This is a genomic window from Streptomyces xylophagus (assembly GCF_000716435.1).
GTDB classification, from domain to species: Bacteria; Actinomycetota; Actinomycetes; order Streptomycetales; family Streptomycetaceae; genus Streptomyces; species Streptomyces xylophagus.
This window is the reverse complement of sequence record NZ_JNWO01000020.1, coordinates 86,870-108,377: the sequence shown is the minus strand read 5'-3', so window position 1 is coordinate 108,377 and position 21,508 is coordinate 86,870. Positions and strand designations below refer to the sequence as shown.

Annotated in this window: 20 protein-coding genes; 15 read left to right on the top strand and 5 right to left on the bottom strand. The window is 69.3% G+C overall.

From position 1 onward, the window contains the following. The first annotated feature begins 379 nt into the window (after positions 1 to 379). The 5 genes from OO70_RS36010 to OO70_RS35990 all read left to right on the top strand — a co-directional run bounded on the left by OO70_RS36010 (position 380) and on the right by OO70_RS35990 (position 5,129). Entirely contained in the window at positions 380 to 985 is a 606-nt protein-coding gene (locus OO70_RS36010) for an RNA polymerase sigma factor (RefSeq protein ID WP_043680940.1), read from the top strand. 2 nt (positions 986 to 987) lie between these two features. Next, entirely contained in the window at positions 988 to 1,980 is a 993-nt protein-coding gene (locus OO70_RS36005) for a CU044_5270 family protein (protein WP_043680933.1), read from the top strand. A gap of 145 nt (positions 1,981 to 2,125) precedes the next feature. Further along, positions 2,126 to 3,115, top strand: coding sequence for a 2,3,4,5-tetrahydropyridine-2,6-dicarboxylate N-succinyltransferase (gene dapD / locus OO70_RS36000; protein ID WP_043680931.1), 990 nt, complete (start codon positions 2,126 to 2,128; stop codon positions 3,113 to 3,115). A 248-nt stretch (positions 3,116 to 3,363) separates the two neighbouring features. Further along, entirely contained in the window at positions 3,364 to 3,921 is a 558-nt protein-coding gene (locus tag OO70_RS35995; protein WP_043681096.1) for a SigE family RNA polymerase sigma factor, read from the top strand. After that, positions 3,918 to 5,129, top strand: a complete 1,212-nt coding sequence (locus OO70_RS35990; protein ID WP_043680929.1) for a YncE family protein — start codon at positions 3,918 to 3,920, stop codon at positions 5,127 to 5,129. Before OO70_RS35995 ends, OO70_RS35990 begins: the two co-directional genes overlap by 4 nt. Before the next feature lie 16 nt (positions 5,130 to 5,145). Here OO70_RS35990 and dapA read toward each other — a convergent pair whose 3' ends face one another. Further along, a complete protein-coding gene (gene dapA / locus OO70_RS35985; RefSeq protein WP_051741958.1) occupies positions 5,146 to 6,051 on the bottom strand; it encodes a 4-hydroxy-tetrahydrodipicolinate synthase in 906 nt (301 codons plus the stop codon). 194 nt (positions 6,052 to 6,245) lie between these two features. Between dapA and OO70_RS55505 the strand changes: the two genes are divergently transcribed. The 5 genes from OO70_RS55505 to OO70_RS35965 all read left to right on the top strand — a co-directional run bounded on the left by OO70_RS55505 (position 6,246) and on the right by OO70_RS35965 (position 9,310). Further along, entirely contained in the window at positions 6,246 to 6,383 is a 138-nt protein-coding gene (locus OO70_RS55505; RefSeq protein WP_199827479.1) for a hypothetical protein, read from the top strand. Continuing rightward, positions 6,380 to 7,069: a hypothetical protein gene (locus OO70_RS35980; RefSeq protein ID WP_043680923.1), complete on the top strand. Its 690-nt coding sequence runs from the start codon at positions 6,380 to 6,382 to the stop codon at positions 7,067 to 7,069. The genes OO70_RS55505 and OO70_RS35980 overlap by 4 nt, the downstream gene beginning before the upstream one ends. 66 nt (positions 7,070 to 7,135) lie before the next feature. Next, on the top strand, positions 7,136 to 7,870 hold the full coding sequence (locus OO70_RS35975) for an antibiotic biosynthesis monooxygenase (RefSeq protein ID WP_043680921.1): 735 nt from the start codon (positions 7,136 to 7,138) through the stop codon (positions 7,868 to 7,870). Between the two features lie 71 nt (positions 7,871 to 7,941). Further along, positions 7,942 to 8,550 carry an ArsR/SmtB family transcription factor gene (locus tag OO70_RS35970; RefSeq protein WP_043680918.1) on the top strand — a complete coding sequence of 203 codons (609 nt, stop codon included), beginning with the start codon at positions 7,942 to 7,944 and terminating at the stop codon, positions 8,548 to 8,550. A 34-nt stretch (positions 8,551 to 8,584) separates the two neighbouring features. Further along, complete coding sequence (locus tag OO70_RS35965) at positions 8,585 to 9,310, top strand: SRPBCC family protein (RefSeq protein ID WP_043680915.1); 726 nt, start codon at positions 8,585 to 8,587, stop codon at positions 9,308 to 9,310. Positions 9,311 to 9,560: 250 nt separating this feature from the next. Here OO70_RS35965 and OO70_RS35960 read toward each other — a convergent pair whose 3' ends face one another. Continuing rightward, a complete protein-coding gene (locus tag OO70_RS35960; RefSeq protein ID WP_043680911.1) occupies positions 9,561 to 11,384 on the bottom strand; it encodes an endonuclease/exonuclease/phosphatase family protein in 1,824 nt (607 codons plus the stop codon). 313 nt (positions 11,385 to 11,697) lie between these two features. On the opposite strand from OO70_RS35960, the gene OO70_RS35955 reads away from it, so the two are divergent. Beyond that, positions 11,698 to 13,134: a hypothetical protein gene (locus tag OO70_RS35955; protein ID WP_043680908.1), complete on the top strand. Its 1,437-nt coding sequence runs from the start codon at positions 11,698 to 11,700 to the stop codon at positions 13,132 to 13,134. Between the two features lie 131 nt (positions 13,135 to 13,265). Here OO70_RS35955 and OO70_RS35950 read toward each other — a convergent pair whose 3' ends face one another. Continuing rightward, positions 13,266 to 13,712 carry a hypothetical protein gene (locus OO70_RS35950; protein WP_043680905.1) on the bottom strand — a complete coding sequence of 149 codons (447 nt, stop codon included), beginning with the start codon at positions 13,710 to 13,712 and terminating at the stop codon, positions 13,266 to 13,268. 57 nt (positions 13,713 to 13,769) lie between these two features. Next, positions 13,770 to 14,933 carry a S1 family peptidase gene (locus tag OO70_RS35945; protein ID WP_234337022.1) on the bottom strand — a complete coding sequence of 388 codons (1,164 nt, stop codon included), beginning with the start codon at positions 14,931 to 14,933 and terminating at the stop codon, positions 13,770 to 13,772. Between the two features lie 435 nt (positions 14,934 to 15,368). Here OO70_RS35945 and OO70_RS35940 point away from each other — a divergent pair, with 435 nt between their 5' ends. The 4 genes from OO70_RS35940 (at position 15,369) to OO70_RS35930 (ending at position 20,342) form a co-directional block, all read left to right on the top strand. Next, entirely contained in the window at positions 15,369 to 16,817 is a 1,449-nt protein-coding gene (locus OO70_RS35940; protein ID WP_043680897.1) for an alkaline phosphatase PhoX, read from the top strand. Between the two features lie 111 nt (positions 16,818 to 16,928). Next, the gene (locus OO70_RS52950) at positions 16,929 to 18,164 is read left to right on the top strand and encodes an LAGLIDADG family homing endonuclease (protein ID WP_158711558.1); all 1,236 of its coding nucleotides are present in this window, start codon (positions 16,929 to 16,931) and stop codon (positions 18,162 to 18,164) included. Between the two features lie 466 nt (positions 18,165 to 18,630). Further along, on the top strand, positions 18,631 to 19,278 hold the full coding sequence (locus OO70_RS35935) for a GntR family transcriptional regulator (RefSeq protein WP_043680894.1): 648 nt from the start codon (positions 18,631 to 18,633) through the stop codon (positions 19,276 to 19,278). Between the two features lie 47 nt (positions 19,279 to 19,325). Then, positions 19,326 to 20,342: a 1-aminocyclopropane-1-carboxylate deaminase gene (locus OO70_RS35930; RefSeq protein WP_043680891.1), complete on the top strand. Its 1,017-nt coding sequence runs from the start codon at positions 19,326 to 19,328 to the stop codon at positions 20,340 to 20,342. Positions 20,343 to 20,509: 167 nt separating this feature from the next. Here the strand turns inward: OO70_RS35930 and OO70_RS35925 are convergent, their stop codons facing one another. Then, complete coding sequence (locus OO70_RS35925) at positions 20,510 to 21,424, bottom strand: LysR family transcriptional regulator (protein WP_043680888.1); 915 nt, start codon at positions 21,422 to 21,424, stop codon at positions 20,510 to 20,512. Between the last annotated feature and the right edge of the window lie 84 nt (positions 21,425 to 21,508).

The following is a 21,508-nucleotide window of genomic DNA, read 5'->3' as shown; positions in this document are numbered from 1 at the left end:
CAGGCGAATCCGTCGCTCCGCTGAGCCACCTGAAACGCCGACTGCGGACAGGCCGGGCACAGGCCACGACGGCATCAGGGCACCGAGCAGCCACAGATCCCGATGAGTGTGGTTGCACGGAAAACACCTGTCACACGCTGTTCCGCTCAGCGGACCGGGACACCGGTTGCGTCATGTGACGTCACGTCGACAGCCTCGGTGGTCGCGGGCAGTGCGTCCACGGACTCCACGACGGCGACGCGGCCGAGGGGGGCCTGCGTGACGACATCGCCACCCCTCCCGCGAACTTTCCCGCTCCCTCCGTGAACTCTCCGGCCCCCACCGGGTAACAGGAGGCGACACGACGGCATTTCGGTACTGACGGATCGGGGGGAGCCTTGTGAGTGGACCACCGCCGGCGGCGGCGCGGGTCGGGGGCGACGCGGAGATCGTCGCCCAGTCGCTGGAGCAGCCGGAGCTGTTCGCCCTGCTCTACGACCGGTACGCGGCGGACATCCACCGGTACGCCGCGCGGCGGTTGGGCGACGGCGCGGCGGACGACATCACCGCGGACACATTCCTCGCGGCGTTCCGCATCCGCTCGCGCTACGACCTGACCCGCCCCAACGCGCGCCCCTGGCTGTACGGCATCGCGGGCAACCTCATCGGCAAGCAACGCCGTACCGAGGTACGGGCGTTGAAGGCGCTGGCCCGCACCGGCCGTGACCCCGTCGCCGCGTCCTGGGGTGATTCCTGGGTCGAGGACACCGACAGCCGGATCGCCGCGCAGGGTCCGCTGGCCGGTGCCCTCGCCGCGTTGTCGGCGGGCGACCGGAACGTGCTGCTTCTCGTCGCCTGGGCCGACCTCACCTACCAGGAGGTCGCCGAGGCGCTGGACATCCCGGTCGGCACCGTCCGCTCCCGGCTCAACCGGGCGCGGCGCAAGGTGCGTTCGGCGCTGGGCGCCGATCCCGCATTCGTGAACGACGCGGCGGAGGTGGCGTAGCGATGGACGAGTTGACACAGGTGCGCGAGCTGCGCGCCGGAGCGCCGGTGCCCGACCGCGGACGGCTCGCGCCGGGGCGTACGCGGCTGACCGAGGCGGCACGGGCCGGAGGGCGGCACCAAATGCTGTGGCGGCGGCGGGAGTTCGTGATCGTCGCGGTCGTGGCGGCGGTCACCGCCGTGGCCGTCACCGTGACCGTGCTGCTGGGCGGGACGAGCCCCGGCCGGAAGGTGGAGCCCGCGGGCACGCCGAACGTTGGCGTGAAGGGGCTGAGCGCGGCCCAACTCCTGGAGCGGGCGGCCGACTTGGTCGAGTCGGAGCAGGACGGAGTCGTACCGCGGGCCGATCAGTGGATCTACACCCTGCAGATGGCGGAGGCGCCCGATCCGGGGACCGTGAAGATGCTGGGCCGGGCGGCGATCGAGCAACGGGGCTGGATCCGGTACGACGGCAGCGCGATGGCCTCCGAGGACATTGTCCTCAAGGGGCAGAAGCCCGAACTCACCATCACCAAGATGCACCTGGAGAACGGCGGGGAAGGCGACGACCGCTCGCCGCGCGAGCTGTACCGGGTGCTGGACGCCCTGCCCGCCGGCGCCGAACAGACCCTGAAGTACCTCCGGGAGAAGAACGCCATCGCCGACGGCAAGGGGGAGACCCAGGCCGAGTCGGACTACACGGAGATCAGCGTCCTGCTGACCGCCGACGTGATGCCGTCCAAGGGGCTGGCCTCGCTCTACCGCGCCCTCGCGACCCTGCCCGGCGGGAAGGTCGCCGACCACCTGGTGAAGGACGCCGCGGGGCGCCGGGTGATCGCGCTGACCTATCCCAGGGACGGCACCTTCAAGTCCGGGGAGTCGATGGCGGACCAGTGGCTGATCGACCCGCAGACCTACCGGATCGTCGGGACGCGGATGCTCGTCGGCGGCAAGGTCGCGGGCGGCCAGTCGATCGCCGCGCGGGCCGTGGTGGACAAGGCAGGCGCACGCGGCTGACGGCACCCCGAGCACGGGCGGCCCGCACTACGAGGGGGGTGCGGGCCGCCCGTGACACCGCCGAGGGGCGTACGGGTGTGTCGTTCCCTGAGACGCCCCGCGCACGAGTTGGTCCCCGCCGCCCCCGCCAGGTTAGGTTTCCCTCATGACCGACACGACCGCACCTCGCACCACCGGCGCCGTTGCCGCCGGGCTCGCCACCATCGCCGCCGACGGCGCTGTTCTCGACACCTGGTTCCCCGCGCCCGAACTGTCCGCCGAACCCGGGCCCGCCGGTACGGAGCGGCTGTCCGCCGAGCGCGCCGTGGAGCTCCTCGGCGAGGGTGCGGCGAAGGCGATCGGTCCTGACGCCCGCCGTGGCGTCGAGGTGGTCGCGGTCCGCACGGTCATCGCCTCTCTGGACGACAAGCCGCTCGACGCGCACGACGTGTACCTGCGCCTGCACCTCCTCTCGCACCGCCTGGTCAAGCCGCACGGCCAGAGCCTGGACGGCATGTTCGGCCACCTCGCCAACGTCGCCTGGACCTCGCTCGGCCCGGTCGCCGTGGACGACGTCGAGAAGGTGCGGCTGAACGCGCGCGCCGAGGGCCTGCACCTCCAGGTCACGTCCATCGACAAGTTCCCGCGCATGACGGACTACGTGGCCCCCAAGGGCGTCCGTATCGCCGACGCCGACCGGGTCCGCCTCGGCGCGCACCTCGCCGAGGGCACCACGGTCATGCACGAGGGCTTCGTCAACTTCAACGCCGGCACGCTCGGTACGTCGATGGTCGAGGGCCGCATCTCCGCCGGAGTCGTGGTCGGCGACGGCTCGGACATCGGCGGCGGCGCGTCCACGATGGGCACACTGTCCGGCGGCGGCAACGTCCGGATCACCATCGGCGAGCGCTGCCTGATCGGCGCCGAGGCCGGCGTCGGCATCGCGCTCGGCGACGAGTGCGTCGTCGAGGCCGGTCTCTACGTCACCGCCGGCACCCGCGTCACGATGCCCGACGGCCAGATCGTCAAGGCCCGCGAACTCTCCGGCGCCTCCCACATCCTCTTCCGCCGCAACTCGGTCACCGGCACGGTCGAGGCCCGCCCGAACAACGCGGTCTGGGGCGGCCTGAACGAGATCCTGCACAGCCACAACTGACCACCCACGTAAGTGCAGTCGGGCGCCCTTCCGTTCCGTCGGAAGGGCGCTCACTCATGCCCGCACGGCCGCCGCGAACCCCGCCAGTGCCGTGAAGTCCCCCTCGCGCAGCCCGAGTCGGGGATTGGAGCGGTTGTGCGGGGCGCCCGGAAATTTCTTGTGCTGACAGGCATAGCAGCGGGCGCTCGCGAGCGTCACCAGGAACACAGGGGCGGGGCACGGGCACCGTCGGGGAAGAGAAGGTGACGATGAATGCCGAAGGGCTGGAGGGTTTCCGGGACTTCGTGGACAGCAGGTCGTCGGCCCTGCTGAAGACGGCCGTGCTGCTCTGCGGGGGAGACCAGCACGCCGGTGAGGACTTGCTCCAGAACGCCCTGGTCAAGGCGGCCGGGCGATGGCAGCGGATCGACGAACCCGAGGCCTACGTACGGCGGATCCTCTACCGCCAGCAGGTCAGCCGCTGGCGGCTGAAGTGGCGCAGACGCGAGGTCAGCGTCGCCGAACCGCCCGAGGCCGGTGCGGGCACCGACACGGCGGCCGCGGTCGACCTGCGTCTGGTCATGCGCGAGGCGCTGTCCCGGCTCACCGCCCGCCAGCGCACCGTGCTCGTCCTGCGCTACTTCGAGGACCTGCCCGAGGCCGACGTGGCCCGCCTCCTCGGCTGCTCCGTCGGCACCGTACGCTCCACCACCCACCGTTCCCTGGCCCGACTGCGCGCTCTCGCACCGGAGTTGGCCGCTGTCGGCTCCGGCGGCGCCGACGACGTGCCGTCCCGTGACTTCTCACCCGTGGAGGTGCGTCCATGAACATCGAGCAACTGGTGCGTGACTCCCTCCGCGAGCAGGCCTCCCGGCAGACGTCACCGGCGGCGGGGTTCGCCGAGCGGGTGCTGGCCGTCCGCCGCCGCCGTACGCGCAGACTCGCGTCCGTCGCCGCGGCCGTGGCCGCCGTGATCGCGGTCGCGGTGTCCGTGCCGCTGCTGGACTCGGGCCGGACCGATGTGCGCCCCGCCCAGGTGATCGACGGGGTCGTGACGCACCCCGACCAGTGGCCGCCGCGCGACATGATCGCGGTCGGCCGGACGGCACTCGCCGCGTACTGCACGGCGGTCACCGTGCCGCGCACGAGCGACCAGGGCGTCTTCACCCGCACCTACTGGCTGCTCGACCCGCGGACGGAGAAGTACACGAAGACCACCAAGTGGTCCTACGTCGCTGTCGCGCCCGGCATGCACACCGCCGCCGTGCTGGAACAGAACCTGCCCGCCCACCGGATCGGCATCCTCGACCTCACGACGGGCAAGGTCGAGCGCTGGATCCCGGTCGAACGCGGGGTCGGCGGCGTCGAGTTCTCGCGCGACGGCGGCAGGCTCGTCGCGACGACGTACGACGAGAACCCCGATGCGCGTACGCGCTCGGCGGTCAACGCGGAGACCGGAGCCGTGGACTGGATGGCGCCGTACAAGTCGAGCCGCAGCGGCTTCTACGTCCTCGACACGGCCTCCGGCGCGGCCTCGTGGAGCGGTGTCCCATCGGGCCAGGGGATCAACGGCCGCCAGGACTTCGCCTTCAGCCGGACCGGCGAGCAGGTGTACTCGCGGATCATCGGGGACCGGGACGGCCTCCAACAGTTCTACGACCTCGACGGCAACAAGATCGCCGCCCCCGCGAACGAGAAGTACCTGCGGTCCGACGTCGACGCGCGGCTCTCCCCGAGCGGCAGGCTCGCCGCCCTCGGCCTGACGAAGGAGGTCGGCGGATCCCCTGGAAAGTCGTACTCCTCGATCCGGAATCCCCTCACGGGCAAGGAGATCACCAAGGTGCGCGGGAGCCAGCTGCTCGCCTGGGCCGACGAGAAGCGACTCATCGCCTGGGAGCGGACCACGAGCCTGAAGGAGACGTACCTGCCCCGGCTCGTGCTCGTCACGATCGGCAGCGACAAGGTCGTCCCCCTCAGCGGCACGTACAAGGACATCTACAAGACGTACTGGGAACCCGTCTTCGCCGAGCGCTGATCGGCGAAGCGGTCGGTCAGCCGGCCACGAACTCCTCGTACGCCGCCACCAGTCCGTCGACCGCATCCCGGCCGGCGGGCCGCAGCGGCGCCCGGACCGAACCCCCGGGCAGGCCGAGTGAGTTGAGGAGGGCCTTGACCGTCACCGTGCCGGGCAGGCCCGCCGACATCATCAACTCGATGAGTGGCGTGGCGCGTTGCTGGAGGCGGGCGGACACGGGGGTGTCGCCCGCCTCGAACGCGTCCAGGATCGCCCGGAGTCGGTCGGGGACGACGTTCGCGACCGTGCTCACGTACCCCGCCGCGCCCACCGCGTACAGCGCGAGAATGTGCTCGTCGCAGCCCGCGTAGTACGCCAGGTCCGTCCGGTCCAGCACCTTCTGGGTGCCGAGGAAGTCGTAGGAGCAGTCCTTGACCGCGACGATCCTGGGGTGCTCGGCGAGTCGGATCATGGTCTCCGGTTCGATGCGGGTGCCGGTGCGGCCCGGGATGTCGTAGAGGACGAGGGGTAGTCCGGAGGCGTCGGCGACCTCGCGGAAGTGTGCCTCCAGGGCGTCCTGCGGCGGCCTGCTGTAGTACGGCGAGACCACCAACACCCCGTCCGCGCCCGCCTTTTCGGCCTGCAGGGCGAGTTCCACGGTGTGCCGGGTGTCGAAGGTGCCCACGCCCGAGACGAGGGGGACACGATCACCGACGGCCTCGCGGACGGCTGTGACGAGCGCCGACTTCTCCGCGTCTGTCGTGGTCGGCGACTCGCCGGTCGTGCCGGACAGTACGAGCCCGTCACAGCCCTCCGACACCAGCCGCCGCGCGAGGAGTTGGGCACCGCGGAGGTCGAGCTCTCCCGCCTCGGTGAAGGGCGTGACCATCGCGCACAGGGCGCGGCCGAAAGGGGGCGTTGCGGACGGGGCCGTGTTCGTCATGGGAGTAGTGTCGGCAGGGCAACAGTGAAGCACTACTTAATTCTTCTACCTGGTATTGGTAAGAGCTACTGCGGAATGAGTGGCCTCACGCGGATCGCCAAGGCCCTATGTCCAATTGACCCCCTCATGGGTCACCATGGCCAGGAAGGTCATGGACGTGGGAAGTTGATCCACCCCTGGTCACGGGAGGCGTCATGAAGCTCGGCAAGGCACTGGCCACCGGAGTCGCCGAAGAGCGGCCGCAGATCCACGACGGAGAACTCGAACTCCCCGAGGGCATCGCGGAGTTCACGGAGGAGAAGGCGCCCGAAGAGGTCCCGGTCGCCCGATGAGGCTGCGGCTCCCCGAGGAACGTCCGACGGAGCCGCCGACCGGATTCAAGATCGCCCACCCGGTGCTGTCGCAGGACGGCACCCGGGCCGGGTTCACCGGTGTGTCGCTGGGCGGCGCGCTGCCGTACGGAGTCGTGGCCGACGCGTCCTGCGTGTACGGCCGACGGCACCGGGCACCCGCGCGGCTGTGCGACTGCGGCTTCCACTGTGTGCATGAACGGGCGGCGGCGGAAGCCCTGTTGTGCACCGAGGAGCACCGTGCGGCGGTCCTCCTCGACATCACCGTGCTCGGTGCCTACATCCGCTTCGAACGCGGCTTCCGCTACGCTCGCCAGCGCGTCCGCATCGCCACCGTCGGCCCCTGTGCCTGCGGCGCGCGGGCCGTCGCACTCGCCGACGCCGGCTGGGGCAGGCCCGGTTGGCGCGCCCTGGCCGCCGCGTGCGCGGGCTGCGTCCGTGGTCGTACGTCCGTCTCGCTCGCCACGTTCGCGCGGCTGGCCGGGGACGGGCTGCGGGTGGTGGCGGGCGGCGACCCCGTGGAGACCGTCGACCCCGGGCTGCCCGAGGGGCTCGGTGTGCCCGAACTCGTCGCGGAGGCCGCCCTGTTGCAGGCCCGGCTCGACTGGTTCCAGAGCCGGTTGGCGCATTTGGAAGGGGGCGGGGCGCAGCAACAGGCGGGGCCTTGACCTCAATATTGGTCGAGGTTGAAGGCTGGTCGGTACACGCGCCCGTACCGACCATCGGAGGCCCGCATGACCCGTCGTACCGACTCCCACCCCGACCTCACCGACCCCCGCGTCGGCGCCCCCTTCTTCAGCACCTGGCGCGTGGGTACGCCGTTGCGTCAGCGCCGGACCGTCGAGGCGGTCGCCGCCGCCTGGGAGCGCCGGCCCTGGCCCGCCGACGACCTCCTCGGCTACCACGTCTACACCGGCCACGACACCTCCACCCTGCTGCACTACTCGCAGTGGACGAGCGAGCAGGCCTACGAGGGTTTCCTGCTGCATCCATCAGCAGCTTCGCTGCGGGCCCTGCGTCAGGAGCGCGTCGACGAGATCGACACCGCCGTGCCCGGCATCGAGCGGCTCGCCCTCGGCCGCTACCGCCACTACCGCAGCGGCGGCGGCCCGGCGGAAGGGGGAGAGGGGCGTGTCCCCGGGTGTGTCGTGATCGTCGACATCGAGTTCGAAGGGCCCGACCCCGACCGCCAACGCGCCTGGGTGGACGCCGTCTTCGAGGCCCTGGAGAACGAGCCCGCTCCGCATCCCGGCGGCATCGCCGCCCACTTCCACCTCTCCACCGACGGCACCCGCGTCCTCAACTACGCCGAGTGGGACAGCGCCCGGTCCCATATCGAGGCCCTCGCGGCCCCCGGCGACGGCATCGGCTCCGCCACCGCACTCTGGGAACGCGTCCAGACCTGGCCGGGGCTGAAGAGCAGCACGGTCAGCCGTTACGACCACGCGCTCGGCCTCGTCCCCGACTGATCGCGGAGGGGGTTCTCACCGACAACCTCACCCCCCTGGACAAAAAAAGTGTTCGGTGGGACGGTGGACGCATGCTGGACGTCACCGTGATCGAGGACCCCGAGGCCGCAGCCGTCTCGCTGGACCCCATAAGGGCCAGGCTGCTCGCCGAGCTGGCGGCCGGACCCGCGTCCGCCACCATGCTGGCCGGCAAGGTCGGACTGCCCCGGCAGAAGGTGAACTACCACCTCAAGGCGCTGGAGCGGCACGGCCTGGTCGAACTGGCCGGGGAGCGGCGCAAGGGCAATGTCACCGAGCGGGTGATGCGGGCGACCGCCGCGTCGTACGTCATCTCGCCGCTCGCGCTCGCCGCCGTGCAGCCGGACCCGGACCGGTTCCGCGACCAGCTCTCCGCGCGCTGGCTGCTGGCGCTCGGGGCCCGGTTGGTGCGGGACGTCGGTTCGCTGATCACCGGTGCGGAGAAGGCCCATAAGCGTCTGGCGACCTACGCGCTCGACGGCGAGGTGCGTTTCGCCTCCGCCGCCGACCGGGCCGCGTTCATCCAGGAACTGACCGCCGGGGTGAGCGCCCTCATCCGCAAGTACGACGCGGGGGAGGCGGAGGAGGGCCGCGATCATCGGATCGTGGTCGCCGTCCATCCCACGGTCAAGAAGCCACCCACCCCAGAACTGGACCAGTAGAGCCACTAGGACCAGTAGTACTCAGGAGCTAGCCATGTCCAAGGAATTCGAGATCGTCTACGAGTTTGAGGTCGACGCCACTCCTGAGGAGGTGTGGGCGGCCATCACCGACGGCACCGGCGGCTGGCTGTGGCCGATGGAGTTCGACGGTGAGAAGCGCGTCGGGCCCTTCGGGTCCACCCTCACCAACTTCGACCCGCCGCACCGGCTCACCGCCCTCAGCGAGGACGTCGGCTTCCCGACCCAGAGCCTCAACCAGATCGACGAGACCATCGAGCCCCGCGACGACGGCCGCCGCGCCTGGGTGCGGTACGTGCACAGCGGGATCTTCACCGACGACTGGGACAACCAGTACGACGGCGCGCGCAAGCACAACGCCTTCTACCTGCACACCCTGCGGGAGTACGTCACCCACTTCGCGGGCCGGCCCGTCGCGTTCGCCACGCTCAACGGCCCCGACGCCTCAACCGCCGCCGACGCCTTCGGAGTTGTCGGCCGGGCCCTCGGCCTCGCGGACGACACGGAGCAAGGGACACGGGTCCGGGCCCGCGGGCCCGAGGGGCAACTCCTCGACGCCGTACTGGACTTCCGCGACCCGTACTTCATCGGGCTGCGCACCGACAGCGCGCTGATCCGCCTCTTCGGGCGCAACCACTGGGGTGCCCCGGTCGGCATCAGCGTTCACGACTTCGCCCCGGACGCCGACGCCAAGACGAACGAACTCGCCTGGCAGAACTGGCTGGACGGGGCCTTCGCCTGACCTGGTGCAAGTCGGCGAGACCCCGTCCACCCCCCCGTGAGCCCCCGTGGCTCCCCGTAGGTGTGAGGGCCTGCCCGGCTGATCAGCACCGGTGAGCGGGGCGTGGCACGCGCATCTGCGGCGTTGTCGTCGGTTGCCAACGCTCCGCGTTGACGCCCTCCTCCGCCTTGCAGCTGCACGCACCACGCCCCGCTCACCGGTGCTGATCAGCCGCCGTTGGTTTCCTGCGACCTGATCCGCCGGGCAGACCCTACGGCTGGAAGCGCAGCACCTGCGGGTCGTGGTCGCTGATCTGGTCGTTGAACTCCGAGTTGATGTGGACGCTGTCGTACTCGAAGCAGTCCTTGCGGATCGACGGGCTGATCAGGATCTGGTCCAGGACCTGCGCGTTGCCCTGGTAGTCGTACGTGTAACGCTCGTTCTTCGGCAGGGACTTGATCGCCGAGTACAGCTCGCCCTTGCCCTCGAGGATCTTCGCGGTGTCGGAGAACTCGAAGTCGTTCATGTCGCCGAGCGTGATGACGTCCGCGTCCTTCTGGGCCGCGAGGATCTCGTTGACGAAGGCGTTAACCGCCGTCGCCTGCGCGTGGCGCTGGGTCTCCGAGCTGCGGGTGACCGGCTGGTACTGCGCGGTCAGGGGCTGGTCGCCGCCCTTGGAGATCAGGTGGTTGGCGATCACGAAGACGGTCCTGCCCTTGAAGACGAACTCGCCCGCGAGCGGCTTGCGGCTCGCGCTCCAGGCCGCGTTGGCCGGGTCGATCCGGCCCGGGGAGACGGTCAGCTGGGCCTTGCCGTGCACCTTGGTGACGCCGACGGCGGTCGTCGAGTCGCCGCCCGCGCGGTCGGTGAAGGAGACCCGCTGCGGGTTGAACAGGAACACCTGGCGGATGTTGCCGCCGGGCTCGCCGCCGTCCTTGTCGTTGACCGGGTCGATCGAGCGCCAGTCGTACGTCGGGCCGCCCGCCGCGACGATCGCGTCGATCAGCTTGTTGACCGTGACGCTCGCGTCGACCGTGCCGTCGTCCGTCGCACCGTTGTTGTCCTGGATCTCCTCCAGGGACACGATGTCGGGCGACTGCAGGTTGTTCACGATCGCGGCGGCGTGCGCGGCGAAGGTGCCGTCGGACGGGTCGAGGTTCTCGACGTTGTACGTCGCCACCGCGAGCTGGCCGCGCGACTGCTTCTTCGTCGTCTCGCGCTGGAGACCGCCGCTCTTCACGGTGCCGATCTCGTTCGCGACGAGGGTGTAGCCGCCGTACTGGTTGAAGTCCAGCGGTCCTGCCGTGGTGCCGGTGAGCTTGTCGCCGACGTTGACGACCGGGAAGTCCGCCGTCGCGCCCAGGGACTGGATCTGCAGGCGGCCCGTGTTCTGCGAGTCGTAGGAGCCGTAGACCGTGCCGCCGCGCTTGGTGGCGTTCTCGTGCGGCTTCACCGTGACCCACAGCTCGGAGTACGGGTCGGTCGCGGTGACCACACGCGCGTCGGCGACCTGGACGTTCATGCCCTCGAGGGACTCGTAGTAGTCCAGGGCGTACTTCTTCGGCTCCAGGGTCAGCGCGTTGATCGAACCGCTCGCGGCGGTGTCGCCGGCCGGCGTGTACTTGCTCGGCACGGACTTGGCGTTGATCACCGTGGCGGCCGGTACGGCGTTGCCGCTGGAGACGACGGTGACCGTCGGCTTGGTGATCTCGGTCAGCGACTGGTTGCCCGTGGCGGCACCGCCCGGGACGTACTCGGAGACCGTGCCGGAGACGGTGACCGAGTCGCCGACGGCGACCTTCGGCGTGGAGCTGGTGAAGACGAACACGCCCTCACTGGTGGCCGGGTTGTCGTCAGGGGTCGCGTCCTGGAACCAGAACCCCTTCGACGAGCCGTATGTGCGGACGCCCGTGACGATGCCCGGTACGTCCGCGACCTTCTGGCCGGCGTACGGGGACACCCGGGTCGTGCCCTGGATGTCGTGGATGCGGACGCCGTCGGCGTGCGCGGGCGAGGTGAGAACGATCGTGGACGCCACGGAACAGACGGCGGCGACGGTCAGCGCGGCGAGGCGCGCGGAGGACTTGCTCGGCAACGGGATCCCTCCGGGGACATGCATGAGTGCCGGGACGAGGGTGGATGGAGCTGGTGCAGCGGCGGTGGGAGCCGCGACCGGTGGGGCGGTAGCGACGCGCGTAGAAGATACCTGGACTAGGTGTCCATGACATTTCTACGCGCGTCAATCTCATTGCGGGGCCGCTCAGTTGTCAAGGTTTCAGCCATGTACACCTCGTGGCTGGGACATGAACCGGGCGGCATGGGTCGAAATCCGTCTAGGCTGAGCGGCTGAGTCGTGTGTCGTGTACGGCCGTCGTACGGCCATCGAGGCGCCCTAGGAGAACCCGCCGATGTCAGACAGCTCCCCCCTGCCGCCGGTGCGGCTGCACTCCGAAGCGGAGCTGGCGCGCGACGCGCTGTCCACACCCCTGCTCGCCCGGGCCGCCCGGCTCGCCCGCTGGGCAGGCCCCGACACCCGCATCGACGCCGGTGGGGGCCTCGTCGACGAGCAACTGCCCGCCGCCGCCGAACTGCTCGGACTGACCGGCGACGACGCCGCGGCCGACGCCAGCGAGGCCTGGCGGGTCGCCGTGGACACCGGGCTCGTCGAGATCGTCGACGAGGAGGAGGGCACCGTGGCGGCCGGCGAGGAGCTGGCGCTGCTCACCTCCGGCTCGCCCGGCGACGTGCTCGCGGTCTGGCTCGGCGCCCTCGACACCCTTCTCGCGGACGCGAGCGTGCCCGATCTGGACGGTCTTGTCGACGCCGTGGACGAGGGCGGCGAGGTCGATTTCTCGTCACTCGACTGGGATCCCGAGGCGGAGGCCGAGTTCCTCGACGGCGTCCTCGGCAACCTCTATCTGCTGACCGTCAACGAGGACGGCCCCGGCGACGGCCCCGTCCCGCTGCCCGCGCTGGCCGCCTCGATGATCGTGCCCAGCGACATGGGGGAGCCCACCAACGACGTACTGGAGCAGGTCTCCGACGCGATGATGCGCCTCGACGACCAGTTCCGGCTCCTCGCACCGGTCGGGATCGTCGAGTACCAGCCCGTCGACGAGGCCCTGATGACCGACCTCGACGAACCGTCCGACGAACCCACGGCACCCGTCGACGAGACCGACGTCACCCGCTACGGCATGGTGCGCCTCACCCCGCTCGGTCTCTACGGCCTGCGCGCCCGGCTCCTGGAAGCCGGCTTCGCCGCCCCCGCCGTGGGAGATCTCGCGGACAAGGGCGCGGACGCGCTGCTCGACGGGACCTCGACGTTCCCGCAGGGGGCCGCACGGGCCGAGACCGAGCAGTGGCTGGCCGGCCGTGAACCCCTCGCCGCAGCACGGGAGTTGCTGGCGGCGGCCCGTGGCAGCGACACGGGCGCACCGCTACGACGCCTGCTCTGTCAACAGGCTCTCTCCCTCGTCGGCGGGGAGGCCGAGCCCGCGCTGCGCGAGGTGCTCGACGACCCCGAGCTGGGCGGCCTCGCCCGCGTCTGGCTGAGCGAGAACGGCGCGAGCGACGTCCCCGCGCCCTCCGAGGAACTGGTGTTCTGGCTGACCGTCGACACGGTCGCCGCGCAACTGGCGGCCGAGGGCAACTCCGAGGAGCTCCAGGCCCTGGTCGAGGGACTGGCCCAGCAGCACAACGGGTTCTTCGCCGCGGCCTGGCGGGTGGACCACCCGGCGACCGCGGACGTCCTGGAGGCGATGGGCCGGCTGCACCCGGACAAGCGGATCGCGAAGGAAGCACGGAAGGCGGCCTTCAAGGCGCGTTCCCAGCAAGGGAATTGAGGCCGCGTTCAAGGCGCGGTCCCAGCCAGGGAGTTGGGACTGCTTCCAAGGCGCCTTCCCGGCAAGGGAGTTGACGCGGAAAGCCGGGGTGTGGGGCCGCCGGCCTCCCCACACCCCGACCGTTCACCGCCTCAGCAGTGGTAGCTCGTCGTGTGCTTGAACGACGAGGTGTCCCCGTTGAAGCCGTACGTACCCCGGTAGGCCGGCGGGTTCTGGAACTCGCCGACGAGGGTCATCGCGTTGGCATAGGAGCCCTGGCCGGTGCGCTTCGCGTCGAGGCGGATCGTCTCGCCCATGAAGCCGCCCGTGATGTCCCAGGGGGCGCCGCTGATGCCGGAGGTGATCTGACCGCCGGTCACGACGTGCGGGTAGGTGTTGGGGTTGTACCGCACCTCGATGGCGAACGTCATCGCCCCGTTGTGCAGTTCCAGCTGCGCGGACGCGGAGACCGCCTCGGCGGTCATGTCCTGCTGGGAGGCGAACGCCTCGTCGCGCGTCTTGACTTCCGCGCCCTGGGGATTGTGGAAGCGGTGCTCGGAGCCGGTGTGGCCCTTCTGCCGCTTGGCCTGCGTGGTCATGCTGATTCCCTCTTCCGGTACGGGTGTTGAATGACCGTTACGGATGTCGAGTGACCGTCAGGCCAGCTGCTCGGCGATCTCCACCCGCAGCAGTGCGCGGACGTTCTCGATGTGGTTGGCCACGGTGACGACCGAGGAGCCCGCGAAGAGCAGACCGGTCGCGACGTTGTCGAGGGAGGTCACCAGCGAACCGGAGTCGCCGCCCGCCGAGATGCTCGTCGTCAGCACCTGGTCCTTGAACCGGGCCGTGCCCGCCGTGCCGTAGCCGACGTCGATCGTGACGTCGGTCGCGATGATCCGGCCGAAGCTGATGTTCGTCGTACGGCCGGTCTTCTTCACCAGGTCGCCGACCGAGACGTTGGCCTTGCGCCGCCAGGCGCGCGGCGCACCGCTGAAGTGCTGCTCACGGGTGGCGTCCTGGAAGTCCACGGCGCCGAGTGCGCAGTCCACCACGTTGTTGTGGCGCTCCACCGGGGTCTGCGGCGCGAACTGGATCGGGATGAACCGGTCCAGGGTCGCGAGGCGGTCCGCCGGGTCCGTACCGCCGTCGTACGCGCCGGGCTGCAGGATCGGACTGCCCAGCTGGGCACGGTTGCAGTCGGCCAGTACGTGGTTGTTGGAGAGGACGTAGAACTTCGCGGGGGTGCCGAGGCCGGGACCCGGCGGGTCCACGGAGGCGCCCGGCAGGAAGTCGTACACCACGCTGCCCATCGTGCCCGCGGTCACCCGTACGTTGCCGACCGAGACGCCCGAACGGGCCGGGCGCATACGGCGCTTGAGCATCGGCGGCTCGAACTGGCCGATCCCGCCGAGCTCTTCCAGCAACGGCTGGGCCAGGCCCGCGAGTTGCTCGGACGCGCCGCCGTCGGACTGGTAGGAGCCACCGCGGTCCTCGGAGCGGCCCGGGGTCCTGCGTTGCTGCTGCTGACGCTGCGCGGCGACATGGCCGACCGCGACGACGTCGGTGGGAGTGCCGTCGTCCATCGTGCGCGGGATGACATCCCGCTCGGGGAGCTGGGACTCCGGAACCTTCTGGGTCACGAACACCAGCACGGCTGCTTCACCGGTGGCCTGTCCGTCGATCCACTTCACGCCGTGGCCGAAGCCGACGACGTTGGCCAGCGGCGACTGCGGCCGCAGGAAGTCTGAGTTCGCTTGCTGGCGGGAGCTGTCACTCAGCTGACCACCAGTCGGTCCTCGCATCATCTCGGGCTGGCTCACGCCAGACCACCTCATCAGATTGCGGCTCTTGGTCCCTTATGGGCTGCGGCGATCGCGCCTTCTCGAAAGGGCCGTTCAATGGGCACTTCCCGCTCACACGGGCCGGATTCGTGAACCGGCCTTCCGCGGTGTGCTCTTCAGGTCTATGGCCGGAGAGCGGGCGGAGTCAAGGCAATCTGAAATGAATCACGAATATCGCCCTGATCCATACTTTCTGTCCAATCCATCCCTTTTGACCTTGCTTTCGAAGCGGCGGCCGGTCAATTCGCCCGGGACGAAGGACTTTTGGGTCTCGTGGGGGAGTGCATACGGATTCATGGAAGAGAGACTGGTGATGTCGCTCGGTGTTCAACTCCCGTTCAGGCATGGGCGGAAGCGTGGCGCCGACCGAGGTCCGCCACCCTCCACGGCACACCCACCGTCACAGGAGACACCATGTCGCTCACCCGTAGAGACTTCGCAGCGAAATCCGCGATCACAGGTGCCGGGGTCGCCCTGGCGGGCAGCGTCGGCGCCCTCGCCACCGCGCCGAACGCCCTCGCGTCCACCGACACCGACAGCGAGGAGTCCGCGGCCGAGTACGGACACGGGCACGTCGGCGTCGGCTACGGACCGCTGATCGCCGACCCGGACGGCCTCCTCGCCCTCCCCGCCGGCTTCAAATACCGCGTCATCACCTACAGCGGCAAGACCAAACTGGAGTCGGGCGAGTTCACGCCCTCCAACCACGACGGCACGTCCACCTTCGACGGCCCGCGCGGCGCCACCCTCCTCGTCAACAACCACGAGCTGGCCGGCCCCCGCGCCAACTGGCCCCACCCGGTCCCGCTCACCGAGGGCCTCGTCTACGACCCCGCCGCGGCCGGCGGTTGCACGGTCGTCGAGGTCCGCCGCGACCACGTCGCCGAGTGGGTCGGCATCGCCGGCACCGCCACCAACTGCGCGGGCGGCAACACCCCTTGGGACACCTGGCTCACCTGCGAGGAGACCGAGGACAAGACCGGCACGAACGGCTTCACCAAGGACCACGGATATGTCTTCGAGGTCGACCCGGTAGACCGCCGCGCCAACCGAAACCCCAAGCCGATCAAGGCACTTGGCCGCTACGCCCACGAAGCGGTGGTGGTCGACCCCAAGCGCGGCCACCTCTACCTGACCGAGGACGCGGCCAACCCGAACGGCCTCCTCTACCGCTGGACCCCGCCCGAGCACTTCCACCACGGCCGCGGCAAGCTCCGCACCCTCGCCGACGACGCGGGTGTCCTCCAGGCCTTCAAGTGCTTCGACTCCGGCGGCCAGTTCGTCGACGACCTCTCCCGCGCCACGAAGATCGGCACGGTGTACGGCGTCGACTGGGTGACCGTCCCCGACCGCGACGCGAAGTCGGTGTCCGTCCGCAAGCAGTTCACCGCCGGCCAGGTCACCCGTGCCCGCAAGCTGGAGGGCATGTGGTGGGGTGACGGCGGCACGTACATCGTCTCCTCGTTCGCCCGCACGGAGAGCCCCGTCCAGCACGACGGCGCCGTCTGGTTCTACGACCCCAAGCGCCGCACCCTCACCCTCAAGGTCCTCCTCGGCGTCAACCCCGACCCGTCCGTGGACGGCGCGTTCGACGGCCCCGACAACATCACGGTCTCTCCCTACGGCGGCCTCGTCATCGCCGAGGACGGCGAGGGCGTCCAGCACCTGTTCGGCGCGACCGACTCCGGCCGCACGTACCCGATCGCCCGCAACGAACTCAACATCGGCACCGAAGAGAAGCCGGAATACAGCGAGTTCACCGGCGTGACCTTCTCACCCGACGGCAGGACCCTGTTCGCGAACATCCAGACGCCGGGGATCATGCTGGCGATCACGGGGCCGTGGAAGCGGCAGAAGCGCTGACGCTTCGCATCCCTCGAACGAGTGATCTTTGCTCGAACTGCTGAGCTCGCCTTCTGTATCGCAATAGCGTTCCCCTCTCGTACTGCTGTCGGGTGAGGGCGGGGAGGGGTTGTGGACACGGAATCGCAGGGAGGGGTCGCTGAGGGCTCTCGGGTGTGGCTCCCCGATGGCTCGGCGCGTGCGATCGAGGAAGTCGTTGCGAGGCGGCTCCCTGTACTTGCCTTCAGTAAGGAATGGGACACCAGGCCGGTTCGGTACGGCGCTAACCAAGGCCCGCGTGACCATTCGGTCGGTGAGCTTGGCCCTGCGGTTCTGGGCGCTTGGTTCGAGGGCATCCCGAAGGAGGTCAGAAGCATCCGGTTCGTTTCCGGTCGCACCGTCGAAGTCGCACTCGACCAGCAATGGGTGACACAACGGCGGACAGGGCGAAAGTCATGGGAATGGAAGCGAACCGATGCCCTGGTTCCGGGTGATCGAGTGCCGGTCCCGTTGACCGCTGCCCACTTTGGGACTGAGGGTGACGCGAGAGAGGGGTATTTCGTTGGCGCCATGCTTGGCGATGGCGGGATGACGTCCTGCACTCCAGAGTTCCACGGTGATCCTCTCGATGGTGCTGTGGAGTTCATGCGTGGTTTTGCTGCAGAGTACGGGTGTGGTGTACGTGAGATTCCACAGGGGACTATCGTGCGTCTGCGTTTTCCCTTCAGGGCGGGACATCGCAACCCGGTCACAGAATGCCTTCGGCGCTTCGAAGTGTGGGGCCAGCGGTGTGACGAGAAGCGGCTTCCTGAAATGCAACTGAGCCGTGACTTCTGGATCGGCTGTCTTTCAGGGCTTGTTGACACCGATGGTTGTGTTCGTGAACGAATCAATCCCCGAGGCACGGTACATGGTTCCGTTGAGTTCGCCACGGTATCGGCTCTGCTGGCTAGTCAAGTTTCCGATGCCCTCTTGCGTCTTGGGGTCTCCAACAGGGTTCGGGTGGACCAAAGGCAGCAAAAATGGGGGCATTCAATCAATGGCTACCTAGTCGTGAGTCGACGACCCATCCAAATCGTGGAGATTTCGCGAGCTACCGCACTCGTTCGCCTCGCCGGGCTCCTAGACCTTCGTGTGGGGTACAAGGCGTCCAGGCTGAAGGAGGTTGTGGAGGCAGTCGAACATGTCACTCCAGCTCGCAGTGAAATGCATGGTTACGACGAATCTGTGACGCTGGATCGCGTCAAGAGTATTTCGGCAATCGGAACACGAAATGTCTACGGGGTCACGACGAATCCCTCTGGCCTGTTCGTGGTCAATGGCCTCGTGACGGGCGCTGTGCACCAGTCGTTTCCTGTAATCCGGTGATCTTCGCCCGAATGTCCTTTCCGCCGCCTCAGTCGGTGACGGAAAGGACATTCACAGGAAGTGACTGTCAGTCATCCCTGATCTGTCTCTGTACTCTCTCGGCTACTTCCGGCCGCGGATCAACCTGTGGATTGCCTTGAGTAGAGCTTTGCGGCCGCAGAATGCGAGTGCGATCAGTATGAGGGCCAGGTATGCCGTGTGTCCTGACGCGACGATGCGAAATTCCAGCATGAGTACCTATCCAGGCGTGTTGAAGGAAGGACTCATGTCTGAGATCAAGATGAGCTCGCTGGGCTCTGCGCACCAGACACGGGTTGAAGATCCAATCGCGTGACAAGAAGTACGCGACGCCTCCACGGTAGCAGGCCCGGCGGTAGCAGTTGCAGCCTCGGGTCGACCTCTGGGGTGCATGGAAATCGGTTGGCCCCTTGTGTGCATCTGGCACTGACATCTAACATTTCAATCTATGGAAGCCCTGCACCCCGTCCCCCGCACCCTCCTCCGGGACCGCGCCTACGAAGCGATCCGCGACGCCATCGTGGCCGGAGAGATCGAACCCGGTGCGGTGGTGCGCGACGCCGAGCTGGCGGAGCGGCTCGGGCTTTCGCGGGCGCCGGTGCGGGAGGCGTTCTCGCGGCTCGTGGACGACGGGCTCCTGGAGAGCAAACCGCAGAGCTACACGCGGGTGACCCCGGTGGTGGCCGCCGACGTACGGGACGCCGCCGCCGTGGTCGGCGCCCTGCATGAGTTGGTCACCCGGGTCGCCGTACCCCGCTTGCGGGAAACGGACGTTGACGTGATGCGTGCGGCCAACGACAGGTTCGCCGCCGCCGTGCGGGCCGGGGACGTGGACGCCGCGCTGCGCGCCGACGACGAACTGCACGACGTCCTGGTCCACGTGAGCGGCAACCGCGCCGCCGCCACCACCGTCGCCCGCTACACCCCGCTGATCCGCCGGCTGGAGCGACGACGCTTCGGAGAGGGCGGCAACTGCCGTTCGGCAGGCCTGCACGAGCGGCTCATCGAGGCCTGCGCCGACGGTGACGTGGACGACGCGGTCCGCGTGACGGCGGAGATCTGGCGTGGCCTCGAAGGCCTCGCCGACCCCGACTGACCAGCGCTGGACCGATCACTGCCCCCGACCGACCCGGGAGAACCCCCATGTCCCTTTCCTCGTACGACCGTTACCCCCTCCTCTTCGGCCCCTCGCCCGTCCACCCGCTGGAGCGCCTCACCGCCCACCTCGGCGGCGCCGCCCTGTGGGCCAAGCGCGAGGACTGCAACTCCGGTGTGGCGTACGGCGGCAACAAGACCCGCAAGCTGGAGTACCTCGTCGCCGACGCCCTCGCGAAGGGCTGCGACACCCTCGTCTCCATCGGCGGCGTGCAGTCCAACCACACCCGCCAGGTCGCCGCCTGTGCCGCCCGCGCCGGGCTCAAGTGCGTGCTGATCCAGGAGAGTTGGGTGGAGTGGCCCGACTCCGTCTACGACAAGGTCGGCAACATCCTGATCAGCCGCCTCGCCGGAGCGGACGTACGCCTGGTGAAGGCCGGCTTCGGCATCGGCTTCAAGGAGAGCTGGGAGCAGGCGCTGCGGGAGGTCGAGGAGTCGGGCGGCAAGCCGTACGCCATCCCCGCCGGCGCCTCCGACCACCCGCTCGGCGGCCTCGGGTTCGCCAACTGGGCCCATGAAGTCGCCGAGCAGGAGCGGGAGTTGGGCGTCTTCTTCGACACCGTGGTGGTGTGCTCGGTGACCGGTTCCACCCAGGCCGGCATGGTCGCCGGGTTCAAGGCGATCGAGGAGGCGGGCGGCCGCGAGCGCCGCGTGCTCGGCATCGACGCCTCGGCCAAGCCCGCCGAGACCCGCGAGCAGGTGGCCCGTATCGCGCACGGCACCGGTCAACTGATCGGGGTAAAGCGGGAGTTGACAATCGACGACGTCGAACTCGACGACCGCTACCACGCCGGCATCTACGGCATCCCCGACGAGACCACCCTGGAGGCGATGCGCCTCGCCGCCCGCACCGAGGGCATGGTCACCGACCCGGTGTACGAGGGCAAGTCCATGGCCGGGATGATCGACCTGGTCGCACGCGGTGAGATCGCCGCCGACTCCACCGTGCTCTACGCCCACCTCGGCGGACAGCCCGCGCTGAACGCGTACAGCGCGCTGTTCTGACCGGGAGCGGGTCGCGACGGACGGGGTTCGGTCGAGCATGCGGACGCGTGCCCCGTACGCGTCCCGGGGCCCGCGAGATGTCCAACTCCCGCCGGGCGCGCGGCAGCCGGAACTCTACCGGGCGTCTTCCCGCGGTCCGCCCCGCCGATCCGGTGGGACTGCCTGGGTCAGCCGCGTACGTCCGGGCCGCTTCCCTCTGCTGTGACCCGGGCCGCGATCCGGGCGAAATTGGCGGCGGACCGGGGTGCGTCCTCGCGGTGGACGACAGCCACCTCGCAGTCGGCCATGCCCTCGATGGGGACGTAGCGGACGCCCTGTCGGCCGTAGAGGCGGGCGACGGACTCGGGGACCACGGAGAGGCCGCGGCCGATGGCCACGGACTGCAACTCGGCCTCGAAGGTGGCCGCTTCATGGGTGATGTTCGCCGGGGTGTCGCGGTAGGAGGCGAGGATCCAGTAGTCCCGCCAGACGTTGTCGCCGGGTGCCGCGACGATGGGCTCGGGCAGCACCTGCGCGACGGTCACCCGGGGCAGTTCCGCGAAGGGGTGCAGCGCGGACACACAGGCCACGCACCGCTCGCTGAGCAGGGTGGTGGTCACCGCGTCCGGCACCCCGTCCAACGGCGGCCGGACCAGGGCGACATCGGTTTCCCCGCTGTCCAGACCGCCGTTGGGGGAGGCGAAGTCGTACTCGGTGAGTTCGAGGGCCACATCGGGGTACTGGTCGGCGAACTCCCGCAGGATCGCGGGCACATGATCGACGGCGGCTCCGATCAGATAGCCGACGCGCAGTCGGCCCAGTTCACCGCTCGCCATCCGTGAGGACTGTTCCATCGCCGCGTCGAAGCGGTCGAGGACGGCCTGCGCCTCGACGAGGAAGCGCTCCCCGTCCTGCGTGAGGGCGGTGGAGCGCGTCGTCCGCGCGAACAGCCGGATGCCGAGCGCAGTCTCCAGCTGGCGGATGGTGTGGCTCAGCGAAGGTTGCGCGATGTGCAACTGCTCGGCGGCCCGCGTGAAGTTCACTGTCCGGGCGACGGCGACGAACGCCCGCAGGTGCCGGAGCTCCACATTCATAGACGCCATCTATGAAGTCTACGGAATTCGGTCTTTCACAGGAGCCCGATCCCGCTCCTAGCCTGCGGAGACACAGCTCACACCCGAGACGGA